The following is a 14,785-nucleotide window of genomic DNA, read 5'->3' as shown; positions in this document are numbered from 1 at the left end:
CATTACTATATTGCGCCTACAAAGGTTGTAGTGACTAAGGCGGTCTTACCCCTCCTCATATTTTGTATAAGGACTCGATACCCATATCCAAATCGGTAACTCTCAACCTTTCAAGGTCCAGAATCAGATCAAGTCGCGATTACTACAAATAATGAGGTTGTTTTCTCAACGAATGTTGCTGACAAAACAACCTTTAACCCTTGTGTTTTTTTCAGCTTACGACTGTGGATTTTTTATGGTTCGTTTTCCCAATAATCAACGTTCTCACTAAGAAAATTTATGGCACTGAATTTGTTAACTCCACTTATCGTCGATTTGGCTAAATATTTGTTTGAATCAGGATATTCACATATTTCAGGACTTTCCATTGTACTTATAGAAATATAACGTAACAATCCATCGGACGTATTGATAATTTGGTGTGGATATTTATCTCCCGGAGGTATGCAAATAACATCGCCCTCTTTGATAGGAATCATATTATCAGCGATACGAAGTGTTCCAAATCCATTGATAATAATGAACATTTCCTCTTGTGAATGATGGAAATGATACGGTACTCCGCGTTTTCCAGCGGGAAGGCAGTCAACAGAAGCACCAAGCTTACAAGCCAGAGTGCCATCTGTCAGGGAGCCCCCACTAGAGGCATAAAGCGGAGAACGTTCAACATTATCCAGTTCAATTTCATTTATATTTTTGATTATAAAATCATTCGTTGGCTTCTCGTCTATCACTTTGTTCTTTCTCCAGTCGGTGATCAGTTGTCCTTCATACATTCAGATCTATATTCACGTGGCGACAGCATTTTCAGTTCCTTATGGGGATGCCAGTTATTGTAATCCTCCATCTATAATACCAGTTTATCCATAACCTCCACGTCGTTGGGTACACTATTGTCCGTGGTAAAACTGTACTCATGATAAGCCATGACCCATGCGTAGTTGGACTTGCAGAACGCGTTATCAAAGTCGATAAAGGTTAATGGCTCTCTTCAAGAATATATGAATCAAATAGCAACAAACTAATCTTTACAGGCCCGCATCTAGCGGGCCACTATGTTTATGCTAAATGTTCAAGGCAGTTTCTGCAAACTCTCCAAGCTCTATTGTAGAATTTTCAAATTTTGGATGATAATTTTGCCATAAAGCAGCGTCTTTCCCTTCTACCCAAGGAGGGATAACTGGCACACCATTTCGCCAAAATTGGGTACAAGACTGAACTTTTGGGTCTCGTCTGTTACGGTAGATCCATCTGAGCTCACTTCCTGTGTATGAAATTTTGTTTTTCGTATACTTTTCATAATATTTGTTGATAACACTCTCCATGTTAATTCCATCTAAAATAAAATGAATACATGAGCGATGTAATTCGTGAGCAATCCAAGATAATCCAGCCTTACATTTTCGGCTGGTCACTTGTCTAGGATAGTTAACTTTTCCATCTTGATAATTAATACTAGATTTATGCTCGACCTCCAGTATCTCTTTGTATTTATAATGCTTTTTTATTGCATCTTCAAAGGGTTCTTGATTGGATGGAATTTGATGCCCATACTTCTGACGTACATAGATTTCACGGTGTGTGATTGAATATTGATCAATTATTGCGATGTTATCTAAAGCGAGAAAATGGGCAAACTGTGGATATTTTTTGGCATATTTGGTTCTTTCTTCAGATAAACCAAATATAAAATCCCCTCGCTCAAGATGAGTCTTGAATGGCTGATGAAATGGCATATTTGTTTCCTAATATTTCTACTTTTATAAAAATTTTTGAATAATCAATATGCTTTGATTTCAAGCAATTTACTTGAGTAATTGTTTTTTATCAATAGAATTTACTCTTGACTAATGTTGAATAACTTTTTCTACTGATGTGATAATTAACGAGAAACATTCACAGATAAGAGGATGATTATGATTGTTTTTGTGACAGGAGCGACTTCCGGTTTTGGTGAAGCAATTGCAAGAAAATTTATCAAACATGGTTCCGTAGTTATTGCTACGGGGCGTCGTAAAGATAGGTTGGACAAGTTGAAAAAAGAATTGGGTGAAAACTTCCACCCCTTTCAACTTGACGTGAGAGATCGCGCTGCAATTGAGCAAGTAGTTCAGCAATTACCAGATACGCTGCGCAATGTTGACGTTCTTGTGAATAATGCAGGTCTTGCTTTAGGGTTAGAACCAGCGCACCAAGCTAATCCTGATGATTGGGACACAATGATTGATACCAATACTAAAGGGTTAGTGAACATGGCACGCGCCCTGCTGCCTAATATGGTACAAATCGATCACGGGCATATTATTAATATTGGTTCCACCGCAGCAAGCTGGCCTTATGCGGGCGGTAACGTATACGGTGCTACCAAAGCTTTTGTCAAACAATTTAGCTTAGGGTTACGAGCTGACTTACAAGGGAAGAATATTCGAGTTACGGATATTGAACCTGGGCTTGCCGGCGGAACAGAATTTTCTCATATTCGCTTTAAGGGAAATGGGGAAAAAATTGATAAAACTTATGAAGGAGCTGAGGCATTGACTGCTGATGATGTTGCAGAAGCGGTATTTTGGGTTGCTAACCTGCCTTCTCGTGTCAATATTAATACATTGGAGATGATGCCAGTTTGTCAGTCATTTGCAGGTTTAAGTGTACACAGGAACCAGTAATCGTATTTTGATGAACTGTTAGCTCTATCAATGTGGTGCCGCCAATAAAGCTGATGTTTAATGCTTGTCTCTTTTTTGGTGGCTTCAGTAAATAGCCTATCATTATTAAATGACATATTTTGGTAAATGACACAATGAAAGAGGTTCAAACATGAGCGTTCATAGTTCTTTGATTGTTAAAAGTGTTTCCGCCATTGCTTTATTGTTGTCACTCTTTTGGCAAGCGCCAGCATTTTCTGCGCCTTGTACATCAGATAGCGCATGCGTGACCATCAATGGAGGCGAAAATTCGATGAGTAAAGAAAAGGCTCGTCAAAGCAAAGAAGAATGGACTGAACAAAGAAAATTGCGTCAGAAAGTGGACAAGCGTAGAGAAAAAGAATTTGATAAGTACGAAGTAGAAGTTGATAATCGTGAAGATTGTTTGAAAAGCACCAACATTAATGCTTACTGGGAACCAAATACAAAACGTTGTCTGGATATCAATACAGGTCGTCCGATCAAACCTTGATAGACTCAACACCGACATCAAAATAAGGAGATGATGGTGAAAAAGATCCTACTGACTGGTGTTTTGTTTTTTACGCTTTCTCCCTTTGCAGTACAAGCTTCACAAAATATTACATGTGAGAGCCTGAAAGCGGAAATTGCGCAGAAAATCATTAAAAATGGTGTTTCGGAAACGGATTTTAGACTTGAAGTTGTCCCTAATGACCAAGACAATACTGTTAAAGACAATGGGAAAGTTGTTGGTCATTGTGATCAGGGCAAGCAAAAAATAGTCTATATCCGTCTTTCTCACACTAATACGGTTAGCACTCCTACTGACGATAAGAAAAGCCAAGAATAATATTCTTTCTTATCGCTCCAGCATCAAAAGAGTCAGAGAAAAGTTAAAAAAAGGGAGCAAGGTTGTGCTCCCTTTTTTTATTTTCCTTTTTGACAATCAAAGAACCATGCTTACTGATCAAAAGATAAATTATCAAATACTGATATGGCAGACACATCCAGATAGCAGGATAAATCGCGTTCTTCTGGCCTTAAAAGATAAGGAATTTCGCCCAGTTGTAGTGCCGGTATGTGACACCGTAATCTATCCAGTATTTTTGCGTAATGTGCTAATCCGGGATTAATACGGTTAGCAATCCAACCAAGCAGAGGTACACCATCATTAATAATGGATTGAGCGGTTAGAATCGCATGGTTGACACAACCTGCCTGAATCCCGACTACCAAAATGACAGGGAGTTTTTCTTGCACAACCCAATCAGAATAAAATGTTTCATCTTCCAGTAACATACGCCAACCACCGTTACCTTCAATAATTACGCGATCGGCTTTATTACCTAAATTTTTCAGACCGTTTGTCATTTGATTAAAATCAGCCCGATTCCCCTCTTCGTAATTGCTTTCCCAAATAACAGGATTAATGTTTTCATAATCAACGTCAACCGGTGAAGATTTATGCATAACTAAGGCATCACGATTACGCATTCCCTCCTGCGTTTCCCGTTTCTCTGTCGCAATAGGTTTATATCCTACTGCGGTTGTTCCTGCACGATTAAAAACTTGCAGTAATGCACGGGTAACAACTGTTTTACCGATGTTGGTATCCGTGCCTGTAACAAATAAGCGCGTTAACATAAATTCATTTTTCCATTTTCCATAATGACAGAACAGATAGACCGGTTACTCTTTTTAGCGAGCAGGCTTAAAGTGTAGGAGATGTGTTTGAGATAGGGATTGCGTTAGCTCAATGTTTTGCCTGATATTCCCTATCCTTATCCTTGCATGAGCTCAATCAGTAGCTCGCCGCTATATAGGGATTGTTTAATTAACGCCGCCGCAGGAAATGTGCCTGTATTGTCAAATTGGGTAGCCACGATATCAACTTGTTGGCTGTAACCAGGAAGTGAACGCTGAGTTATCTGCTGTTGAATGGCAGGATAAAGAATATGTTGCACGCTATTCAGCGGCGAACCAATCAAGATTCTTTCTGGATTAAATATATTGACCATTATCGCTATGATACGTCCGATTCGCTCTCCTACATCATAGATAATCTCCGTAACCAGAGGATCACCCTCTATGGCCGCCTGACAAAGAAAATCAATCGTCAATGATCCAGTATTAGCTGCCGTAGTATTAATTATGGAATCAGGATGCTGTTCTGCTAGATAGCGCGCTTTTTGCAAAATGTTTTTGATACCGACAACAGTCTCAAGGCAACCTACATTGCCACAGTAACAACGTTCACCATCAGGATCGATTTGAGTATGCCCGATTTCCACCACGCTATGGTTTCCTGCATGGAGAATTTGTCCTGCTGTCATAATTCCTGCCCCATATAGAGATTCTGCTATTGTCCATGCAGTTATGCCATGTTGCAGAAAAATCGGTAACCCAGTACGTTGGCGTAAGAATGTCCCTAAAGGAATATCTTGAATATCATAGTATGATGAACTATGAATTATCCCATTGACCGGATCGACTATTGCATTAATGGTAATACTGATCGCTGTCAAACGCTCTAGGTCAGATTGATGACGAAAGAAGAAGTGATCAATTTCATCAACGATACAATCTAAGAAAGATTGACCTTGAAGTACGGAGAACGGTAATTCCTCTTCGACTAAGAGGTGACTGCTCAAATCACGAAGCCCAATGACAATACTTCCTTTGTTAATGCGAATACACAAGAACTGCCACCCTTCACTATCTATTTTCAATCCGATAGCAGGACGTCCCCTAAAACCGAGCTCGGGAAATTCGGCTTCTTTCACTAAATGGACATCAATGAGTTCTCGCGTGATTTTCGTAATACTGGCAGGCGCCAATTGGGCTTTTTTGGAAAGTGCGATACGCGAAATAGGTCCATGCTGATCAATTAACCGATAAACTAAACCAATGTTAGTCTGCTTAATCTGGTCAATATGACTTGGTTGAACTTCGATACTCACCTCGCCTCCCGCTATTTAATTCGCTCCGCTAAATTAATGACGATTATGTCGCTGTTCAGATGAGAAGATATCCGTTTGAAGTAGAAATGTGATCTTTCACACGAACTTCTCGTGATTATTACTTTTGATTCATAACTTCATCTACATATTTCCGTCTACAATATTTGAAATCAATAGATTGGTTAACCGATCTGCCGCAGCACTATTATTGCAATTTTTATGTTTGACTAACCAAACTTCAGAGTAAGCAGGATTATTTGCTAAAGGCAGATATTGAACGCCATCTAGCTTCATCCGAGTAAATGATTCAGTAATAATGCTTATTCCTAACCCTGCAGCAACCAGTCCAAGTATTGTCATCGCTTCACCGGCCTCCTGAGAAATCATTGGAGTCACTCCAGCATTCGCTAATAAAGAGATAATCTCATCGTACAAGGCAGTTCCTACATCACGTTCAAAAAACACCAGTGGGTAACCAGATAGCATTTCCAACGCAACACCTTCATTAACATACTTCAGCAAAGGATGGTCATCATATACTGCTAGCATAAAACGTTCGCGGAAAAGTAATTGGTGTTCTAAGTTATCTGGTAATGACGTATTACGCATAATGCCTATATCAATCCTGCCTGTCTGCAAAGGCGCTATTTGCTGTTTGGTATTCATTTGATGCATATGAATGGCCACATCAGGATAACACTCTCGAAATTGACGTAAGCTAAGTGTCACTTTCTGCATAAAGGGTGCGGTGGACGTAAAGCCAATGGATAGATCCCCTAATTCTCCTTGCTGCATTCTGGCGGCTCTAGTTGCTGCGGCATCAACTTGGGCAATAATCTGATATGCCTCCTGAAGAAACATATGTCCGGCGGGGGTTAGGCTGACATTTCGGTTATTACGCATTAGTAGCCGGGCGTTAATATTCGCTTCAAGAGCCTGAATCTGTTGGCTTAAGGGCGGCTGTGAGATATTTAATCTCTCTGCTGCTCGTCCAAAATGTAATTCTTCTGCTACCGCAATAAAATAACGCAAATGCCTGAGTTCAATATTAGTAGTCATTGTCTATCACCTTATTAATACTTTTAAAGTATTATTTCGAATGATTAATATATTAGACAAAATATTCATGAATTTCTATTCTTGATCCAAATCAAGTCGTTAACGTTTTTTTACACAGATTAAGGAAGTAACTTGAATACAATCCAAAGCGTCAGTGAAAAATCAGCAGACTCTGGCGTTGAAAGAGATGTTGAAAGGCACAGGAGTAAACAACATTATATTCAGCGTGAAGATACCGTATACCTACGTGTAACCCTATCATTCTTTACTGTTGGGCTGGCGACTTTCGCGTTACTCTATTTCGTTCAGCCAATATTGCCGATTTTGTCAGAAGAATTTAACATCTCACCAGCAAATAGTAGTTTAGCCCTATCACTCTCCACTGGGATGTTATCCCTTGGATTATTAATAACAGGCCCTCTATCTGATGCGCTTGGTCGTAAAAATGTCATGGTAATATCATTGATTGCCGCCGCCATTTTTACTCTTTTGAGTTCTGTCGTGACAAGCTGGCATGGAATCTTACTTATCCGTGCACTCGTGGGTTTATCCGTAAGTGGTGTTGCTGCTGTTGCAATGACCTATTTGAGTGAAGAGATCCATCCCAGCTATGTTGCTTTATCTATCGGGCTTTATATCAGCGGTAACTCAGTGGGAGGAATGAGTGGGCGCTTAGTTACTGGCGTGATTGCAGATCACTTTCCATGGAGATTTGCTGTCATCTTATTAGGTGCTTTTGCTTTAATCTCCGCCATCGCATTTTGGAAAATGCTACCGGAATCTAAGCATTTCAAGTCCAGTTCACTAAAACCTAAGGCGTTATTCATCAACCTTAAATTACATTTCCGCGATCAAGGCCTTCCCCTTCTATTTGCTGAAGCTTTCTTGCTGATGGGCGGTTTTGTTACCCTGTTTAATTACATCGGTTACCGATTATTAGACGCTCCTTACCATTTCAGTCCAACTATTGTTGGATTATTGTCTGTTGTGTACTTAACAGGAACTTATAGCGCAACGAAAGCGGGTGCCCTGACGAACAAACATGGACGGGGGAAAGTATTGTTAGCTGCTATCAGCATAATGTTAGTGGGTTGTGTATTCACTGTATTCTCTCCTGTTTGGGCTGTTATGCTTGGAATGATGATATTGACAACCGGTTTCTTTGCTGCTCATGCGGTTGCTAGTGGATGGGTCGGACAACGAGCTAAACGGGCAAAAGCACAGGCTTCGTCACTTTATTTATTCGGTTACTATTCAGGATCAAGTATTGCTGGAACATTAGGTGGCGTATTCTGGTTCTATTTTGCATGGAATGGTATCGTAGTATTTATTTCATTCTTAACAATTACCGCCCTCTATTTAGGTTTTAAACTCAATAAATTAGAAAAATAGTCAAATATAATTGCAGACACACATAGAGCCTATCCCATTAGGCTCTATGTGTGTCTGCAATTTTTTAACTCATGCACTTTAAACAACCTGAATTGTTCGTTTTTTATCTTAGATTCAATAATAAGATTGGATAGGTAATGAGATAATCTTTGTTAGGTATCCATCAATAATTTCAATACATCCTTCTTTCTTCAATGAAGATAATATACGTTGTATACAACTACGCGAAATTGTGCATCGTTGCTCTATATATTTTACGGCTGAGGTATTTTCCCGAAATTCGTCAGGCAAAGTCATCAAACGAGATAATAGACTGCATACTACTTCTTTAGTGCCATGACGGAAGATACTAATATCCCTTGCATACAAAAAAGCAATTTTATACGAAATTATCCTCATCCATTCCCTGTAGAGATCGTGCTTTTTTATGGCATTCAACGCGCTAACTCTAGGAATCTGATGAATTTTGCAATGTGGCCCCAGTTCAATGGAATAATAGATTTCTGCGCCAGAATAGAAAGATAGGCCGATGACGTGAGGTGAAAAAAACGTCGCAATGATTAAATCATCATTTATTCTACGTATATTGACATGCCCTTCTTCTAATAAAAAAAATTTAGCGAATTCATTTTCAATTTTAATTATTTTTCCTTGGGTCGGTAAATCAAATGCGATTGGTTCCGAATGCGGCAATAATGCCCCTATAATTTTTTTGAATGAATTCAATGGCTTAATTAGTTTTTTCATATTAAGTGACCTTGGTGCATTACTCACTCCACTAATAGATAATATGGAGTGAAAAATAAGTTAAAATTTTTCTTATGTTTAGCTGTGTAAATGCTTTAATTAGATATTAATATTTTAAATTTATAATTAATGAATTATTCATTTTAAAAATTTTTATCACAATGTCTAAATGTTTCGCAACTGACACCTTTTTCTTTTGTTTATTATTTAGCTTTTGTTTGATTTTGTTGTAGAGGTTTGCACTTTTTGGGTTTATGCTAAAAGCATGTTGTAACTAAATAAAATACAGAAATCGCTGAGACGCAATTGTTGAGAACGAGAACGATAATGAATAAATACCTTTCGATAGAAACACTTACAGCTTGCTTCAAGAAGCAGGAAAAAAAATTATCTGAACTAATCGGATTGTTAATGAACTATCCAATTATTGATGCTCGGGTATTTGAGTTACCTCAAATCGAAAAAGGCGAAGAACATGAACAAGTTACTGAAATTACAGTTAATCCGCTACAGGGAAATGAAGCTCTCAATTTAGGTCTACACTTCTATCAGAAATTATTCATACACCATAATAGCCCCAATATCAGCAGCAAGGCGGCTAGCAGGCTTCCTGGAGCGCTGTGTTTTGCTGTCAGCCACCAGCAATATAAAGAAGCGATGAATGCAATCAATGAAGTGAACCAATTAAAAACAAAGCTGGAAAATATAGTTACCAAAGAATCGGGTATCAGCAAGGAGCAACGTTTTGAATTTGTTCATGATCATTTGCGAGGCCTAATCACCCTGAATGCTTATCGCACTATCACTCCCCTATTAAATCCTGACTCCATCAATTTTGGCTGGGCCAATAAAAACATCATCAATAAAGTCACCAAGCAACAAATTCTGGAACGGCTGGAGAAAAGCTATAATGCAGGACGAGCGGTTCCTCCCTACTCCAGTGATCAGTGGGCAGCATTAGTGGCATTAGAAATTACTGATATCAAGAAACTACCCAATGATGTGATATTGAAAATCAAGCGGCCAGTAAAAGTACAACCCATTACACGCGTATGGTACTCAGAACTACAAAAGCAAGTTCAATATGCGTGTCCACTTCCCGTTATTGTTTTCTACACAGAAGATAGTGAAATCAAACCGAAAATCGGCGCATTATCTAACTATAACGCCAATGCCATTAAACATAGATATAAACCTAAGGCCAAGCCGCTTGAGCTAATCATTCCTCGCCTACACCTCTACAGAGAAATCTAAGATATAAAAAAACCGGAGAACATTTACTCCGGTTTTTAAGTTTTAATGACGTAAAGGGGTCATTTAATAGCAAGCATTACTTCATGCTACCAACCATGTCTTCTGGACGAACCCACTCATCAAATTCAGCTTCTGTCAAATAACCCAACTGCATAGCTGACTGTTTCAGAGTCAGGCCTTCTTTATGGGCTTTTTTGGCAATCTCAGCCGCTTTATCGTAGCCGATATGAGTGTTCAAGGCAGTTACTAACATTAGTGATTCATTCAGCAATTGAGTAATGCGATCATGGTTAGGTTCAATACCAATAGCACAATGTTCATTGAAGCTGCGCATACCATCCGCCAGCAAGCGAACCGATTGCAGGAAGTTATCAATTACCATTGGACGGAATACATTCAGCTCGAAGTTACCGGATGCACCGCCAATATTGATAGCCACATCGTTCCCCATAACCTGAGCGCATAGCATAGTCATTGCTTCACACTGAGTTGGGTTCACTTTACCTGGCATAATTGAGCTGCCTGGCTCATTTTCAGGAATAGAGATTTCGCCGATGCCACAACGAGGGCCAGAAGCCAACCAGCGAACGTCGTTGGTAATTTTCATCAACGATGCTGCCAAACCTTTCAATGCACCATGTGAGTGAACCAGTGCATCACAAGTTGCCAGTGCTTCAAATTTATTTGGAGAAGTCACAAAAGGCTGACCGGATAACTCAGCGATTTTCTTCGCAACACGAACAGCATATTCTGGATGAGTATTCAGGCCAGTTCCTACCGCTGTACCGCCCAGAGCTAATTCACACACATGAGGAATACTATCTTCAATGTGTTTCACATTATGCGTCAGCATAGCCGCCCAGCCAGAAATTTCCTGACCTAAAGTCAGAGGAGTCGCATCTTGTAAGTGGGTCCGACCAATTTTTACGATATTCTTGAACGCTTCTGCTTTATCTGCCAGAGTTTTTTGTAATACTTTTAGCTCAGGTAACAGATGTTCACGCACTGCGATAACAGCCGCGACATGCATAGCAGTTGGGAAAACGTCATTAGAGCTTTGACTTTTGTTGACATCATCATTAGGGTGAATCAAACGTTCATTGCCCCTTTGACCGCCAAGGATCTCACTACCACGGTTCGCCAACACTTCATTCATGTTCATGTTGCTTTGAGTTCCCGAACCGGTCTGCCAGATAGCAAGAGGGAATTCTGTTGGGTGTTTGCCTTCTAACACCTCTTTCGCCGCAGCGATAATTGCGTCAGCACGCTCTTTAGGCAGAAGGCCCAGATCCATATTGACGCTGGCCGCTGCTTGTTTAGTCAATGCAAGAGCATTAATCAACGCAACAGGCATTTTTTCCTGAGAAATGCGGAAATGCTCCAGTGAGCGCTGAGTTTGCGCTCCCCATAATTGGTCAGCAGGTACTGTGATAGGTCCCATTGAGTCTTTTTCAATGCGAGTGGCTGCCATTACTATCTCCTTAGCACACAGAATAATTGAATACGCCGGAACAAACTTTGCAGATAAATTAGTCGGCACTCTTCCATAATGCCATAAATGTATTATCGATAATGCGACCTGACCCTGTTTATTGTATTGTTGCCATATAAATAAATTATTTTTTATAATAGGAAATTTCGCCATGCTGAAAATGACCAACAACATCCAACATTATGATTGGGGAAGCAAAACCGCCCTGACGGATATTTATGGTATTGAGAACTCTGATAATCAGCCGATGGCAGAACTATGGATGGGAGCCCATCCGAAATGCAGTTCACTGGTGACAGATCCTCAAACAGGTGAAACCATAGCCTTGAATACTCTGATCGCTAAAGAGCCAGAAAAATATCTTGGAGAAAAGGTAGCCCATCAATTCCAACGCTTGCCTTTCTTATTCAAAGTATTGTGCGCGGCTCAACCACTTTCGATTCAAGTGCATCCAGATAAAGTATCCGCAGAGACAGGTTTCGCCAAAGAAAATGCTCAAGGGATTCCATTGGATTCAACACAGCGTAACTATAAAGATGATAATCACAAACCTGAATTGGTGTATGCACTAACACCATTTAAGGCCATGAATGCTTTTCGACCTTTATCAGAGATCGCTCAATTACTGGGTTATGTTTCTGTCGCACACCCCGATATTCAAACATTCCTCCAGCAGCCGACCGAACAGAATCTATCGTTTCTCTTTTCTCAGTTATTGAACATGCGAGGAGAGCAGAAACGTTTAGCAATTGCTGTCTTAAAATCAGCGCTAAACAGCCATCAGGGAGAACCATGGGATACTATCAGAAAAATGACCACTTTCTATCCCGATGATAATGGCCTGTTTTCACCTCTCCTGCTCAACGTGGTTGAACTGGAGCCCGGACAGGCGATGTTCCTTTATGCCCGTACCCCGCACGCCTATCTCGAAGGAGTGGCTCTGGAAGTCATGGCCAATTCCGACAATGTGCTGCGGGCCGGTTTAACCAGCAAACATATCGACGTCCCCGAATTAATGGCTAATCTGGATTTTATCCCAAAATTTGCCGATACTTTGCTGACTATGCCAAAACAGGAAAAAGACTCACTGGACTACCCTGTTCCCATCAATGATTTTCGTTTTTCTGTTTATACTATCTCGGAACAACCAATCACATTGGAAAATGATTCCGCTTCGGTTCTATTTTGTTTTGAAGGTCAAGTGGTTATCAGCACTGATGAGCAGCAATTGAGATTATTCTCAGGTGAATCAGTCTTCTTATCTGCTATAGAAAAAGCCGTGACTGTTCATGGTAGCGGGAAAGTAGCCAAGGTATCTAATTAATTTTCTTAGATTCATAGAGTTACATCTATTTTCATCGGTTGTTAATCACATTTTTAGTGAAAACTGATTAAAATTATTTTAGTTAGACTATACACTTAACAACCATTATTGACATAAATATAGAACGCATACATCTGCCATGTTATATGCGTTAAAAGGATGAGATTCCACATGAAAAAATCGTTAGTCGCTGTAAGCGTTGTTGCTGCTTTAGGTGTTGTATGGACAGGTGCTTCATGGTACACAGGCAAGCAAATTGAAGGTCGTCTGGATCAATTCATAAACAAAGCGAACACTGAGCTTACAAAAGCATTTCCTGAAAGTGGCATCGAATGGCAAGCAAAAGATTTCAAACGCGGTATTTTCAGTTCTGATGTCCGTTTAATCCTAAACATCAAAGGTGGTGTGAAAAATGCGGGTATTCAGCCAAATGAAGAGATCATTTTCAAATCCACCATCGATCATGGGCCATTCCCCATTACTGGTTTGAAAACATTTAGCCTGACGCCAAAAATGGCTTCTATCCATTCAGAACTCGAACAAAGCGATGCACTGAAAGAACTGTTTAACATCACTCAGGGAAAATCGCTATTTAGCTTAGATGCCAAGATCAGTTATAACGGCGACCTCTCTTCCAGCATTGATTTGATCCCCATTAATCACACAGAAACCAAGGAAAATGGAGATAAACGAGTTCTGTCATTCTCAGGGGCAAAAATCATGGCTGATACCAACCGTGATCTAAGTGCATTCTCATTCACGGCCAAAAGTGATGAGCTGTCTTTCAGTGACCCTACAAAAAATGAATCCATTATTCTAAAAGGCATTGATTTTACTGGTAATAATAAAAAGGGTAATTTCGATATCTATATTGGTGATCAAAGCTACAGCATTAATGAAATCACCATGCATGGGGTTATGGAACCCAATGAACCTAATGTTTCTCTCAAAGGATTAAAAATAACGTCCAATTTGGGAGAAGATACAGAAAACCTAAACATTAAAGTCGGTTACAGCGTTGATGGCATAAAAATTAAAGACATGGAGCTTGGCTCAGGTCAATTAATGCTGGGCATGGAAAAATTAGATGGTCAGTCTGTTCGCAAGTTTACTCAAGCCTATAATGATGCAGCAGCAGAAGCATTGGCGACAGATAAATTATCTTCCGATATGACGTCCCACGCCATTATCAATAACCTGCATTTACTCCTGAACAAAAATCCACAATTCAGCCTTGCTCCTTTTAGTTGGAAAAATAGCAAAGGTGAAAGTTCGATAGACTTCAAACTTTCCTTGCAGAACATTCCAGAACAGAAAGAAACTTTGATCTTCATGGGGCCGGAAGAGATGATCCGTACCCAGATTCAAGAGTTGTCATTGCGTGTTAACGTACCTAAAGCCATGCTGATAGAGTCTATCACACAAGCAGAAGTTTTAGATGGCAAGGATAAAGCTGCCGCAGAAACTGAAGCAGAACAAAAAGTTCAGATGATTGCTCAAAAAGGGATTGAATCCAAGATCCTCACCGATGAAAACGGCGTTATTGGCCTTAATCTCCACTACGCCAATGACAAAGTAAAATTGAACAACAAAGAATCCAACTTACATCAATTCTTGCTTGATAATGGCTTTATCGGACCCTATGATGATACAGATGGTGAGCGAAATCAGCATGATGAGGAGACTAAACTTCCTGTAGTTGAATAAGTGAATCGCGGAATAAGTGAATCGCGGAATAAGTGAATAACAGTCACCATAACGAATAACTAGAACCCGAATCGGGTTCTCCCACAAGAAAGTACATGCTTAAGGTTGAAAAAACCTGCATCGCTAAAATATAGTGCTTTCATTTCTTGCCAGTCAACGCGTTGACTGGCTTTTTTGTATATCT

The 14,785-nt window shown here is 39.8% G+C and carries 14 protein-coding genes; 7 read left to right on the top strand and 7 right to left on the bottom strand.

Features of this window, described 5'->3' with window-relative positions; genetic code table 11:
* Positions 1–233: 233 nt before the first annotated feature.
* Complete coding sequence (locus H8A87_RS18130) at positions 234–776, bottom strand: cupin domain-containing protein (protein ID WP_198691316.1); 543 nt, start codon at positions 774–776, stop codon at positions 234–236.
* 288 nt (positions 777–1,064) lie between these two features.
* Positions 1,065–1,736 (bottom strand): hypothetical protein, encoded by a 672-nt coding sequence (locus H8A87_RS18125; protein ID WP_198691315.1) that lies wholly within the window; start codon positions 1,734–1,736, stop codon positions 1,065–1,067.
* Between the two features lie 180 nt (positions 1,737–1,916).
* On the opposite strand from H8A87_RS18125, the gene ydfG reads away from it, so the two are divergent.
* From ydfG to H8A87_RS18110, 3 genes are all read left to right on the top strand, one after another.
* Positions 1,917–2,666, top strand: a complete 750-nt coding sequence (gene ydfG, locus H8A87_RS18120; RefSeq protein WP_198691314.1) for a bifunctional NADP-dependent 3-hydroxy acid dehydrogenase/3-hydroxypropionate dehydrogenase YdfG — start codon at positions 1,917–1,919, stop codon at positions 2,664–2,666.
* A 151-nt stretch (positions 2,667–2,817) separates the two neighbouring features.
* Positions 2,818–3,177, top strand: a complete 360-nt coding sequence (locus tag H8A87_RS18115) for a DUF1283 family protein (RefSeq protein ID WP_198691313.1) — start codon at positions 2,818–2,820, stop codon at positions 3,175–3,177.
* Between the two features lie 30 nt (positions 3,178–3,207).
* A complete protein-coding gene (locus H8A87_RS18110) occupies positions 3,208–3,516 on the top strand; it encodes a DUF1161 domain-containing protein (protein ID WP_332460396.1) in 309 nt (102 codons plus the stop codon).
* Positions 3,517–3,626: 110 nt separating this feature from the next.
* Here the strand turns inward: H8A87_RS18110 and bioD are convergent, their stop codons facing one another.
* From bioD to H8A87_RS18095, 3 genes are all read right to left on the bottom strand, one after another.
* Positions 3,627–4,310, bottom strand: a complete 684-nt coding sequence (gene bioD / locus H8A87_RS18105) for a dethiobiotin synthase (RefSeq protein WP_198691312.1) — start codon at positions 4,308–4,310, stop codon at positions 3,627–3,629.
* A 137-nt stretch (positions 4,311–4,447) separates the two neighbouring features.
* Positions 4,448–5,626, bottom strand: coding sequence for a sugar metabolism global transcriptional regulator Mlc (mlc, locus tag H8A87_RS18100; protein WP_198691311.1), 1,179 nt, complete (start codon positions 5,624–5,626; stop codon positions 4,448–4,450).
* 141 nt (positions 5,627–5,767) lie between these two features.
* Positions 5,768–6,685, bottom strand: a complete 918-nt coding sequence (locus H8A87_RS18095; protein WP_198691310.1) for a LysR family transcriptional regulator — start codon at positions 6,683–6,685, stop codon at positions 5,768–5,770.
* Positions 6,686–6,817: 132 nt separating this feature from the next.
* On the opposite strand from H8A87_RS18095, the gene H8A87_RS18090 reads away from it, so the two are divergent.
* Positions 6,818–8,077 (top strand): MFS transporter, encoded by a 1,260-nt coding sequence (locus H8A87_RS18090; protein WP_198691309.1) that lies wholly within the window; start codon positions 6,818–6,820, stop codon positions 8,075–8,077.
* A 114-nt stretch (positions 8,078–8,191) separates the two neighbouring features.
* On the opposite strand, the gene H8A87_RS18085 is transcribed toward H8A87_RS18090, so the two are convergent.
* Positions 8,192–8,824 (bottom strand): winged helix-turn-helix transcriptional regulator, encoded by a 633-nt coding sequence (locus H8A87_RS18085; RefSeq protein ID WP_198691308.1) that lies wholly within the window; start codon positions 8,822–8,824, stop codon positions 8,192–8,194.
* Positions 8,825–9,151: 327 nt separating this feature from the next.
* Between H8A87_RS18085 and tus the strand changes: the two genes are divergently transcribed.
* On the top strand, positions 9,152–10,078 hold the full coding sequence (gene tus / locus H8A87_RS18080; RefSeq protein WP_198691307.1) for a DNA replication terminus site-binding protein: 927 nt from the start codon (positions 9,152–9,154) through the stop codon (positions 10,076–10,078).
* Positions 10,079–10,154: 76 nt separating this feature from the next.
* Here the strand turns inward: tus and fumC are convergent, their stop codons facing one another.
* Positions 10,155–11,549, bottom strand: coding sequence for a class II fumarate hydratase (gene fumC / locus H8A87_RS18075; RefSeq protein ID WP_198691306.1), 1,395 nt, complete (start codon positions 11,547–11,549; stop codon positions 10,155–10,157).
* Positions 11,550–11,721: 172 nt separating this feature from the next.
* Between fumC and manA the strand changes: the two genes are divergently transcribed.
* Positions 11,722–12,894 (top strand): mannose-6-phosphate isomerase, encoded by a 1,173-nt coding sequence (gene manA / locus H8A87_RS18070; RefSeq protein WP_198691305.1) that lies wholly within the window; start codon positions 11,722–11,724, stop codon positions 12,892–12,894.
* A gap of 171 nt (positions 12,895–13,065) precedes the next feature.
* The gene (locus H8A87_RS18065; RefSeq protein ID WP_198691304.1) at positions 13,066–14,601 is read left to right on the top strand and encodes a YdgA family protein; all 1,536 of its coding nucleotides are present in this window, start codon (positions 13,066–13,068) and stop codon (positions 14,599–14,601) included.
* Positions 14,602–14,785 lie beyond the last annotated feature (184 nt).

Source organism: Xenorhabdus lircayensis (assembly GCF_016306625.1).
In the GTDB taxonomy this organism is placed as follows: Bacteria; Pseudomonadota; Gammaproteobacteria; order Enterobacterales; family Enterobacteriaceae; genus Xenorhabdus; species Xenorhabdus lircayensis.
The sequence above is the reverse complement of the archived record's forward strand: the minus strand, read 5'-3'. Positions and strand labels throughout refer to the sequence as shown.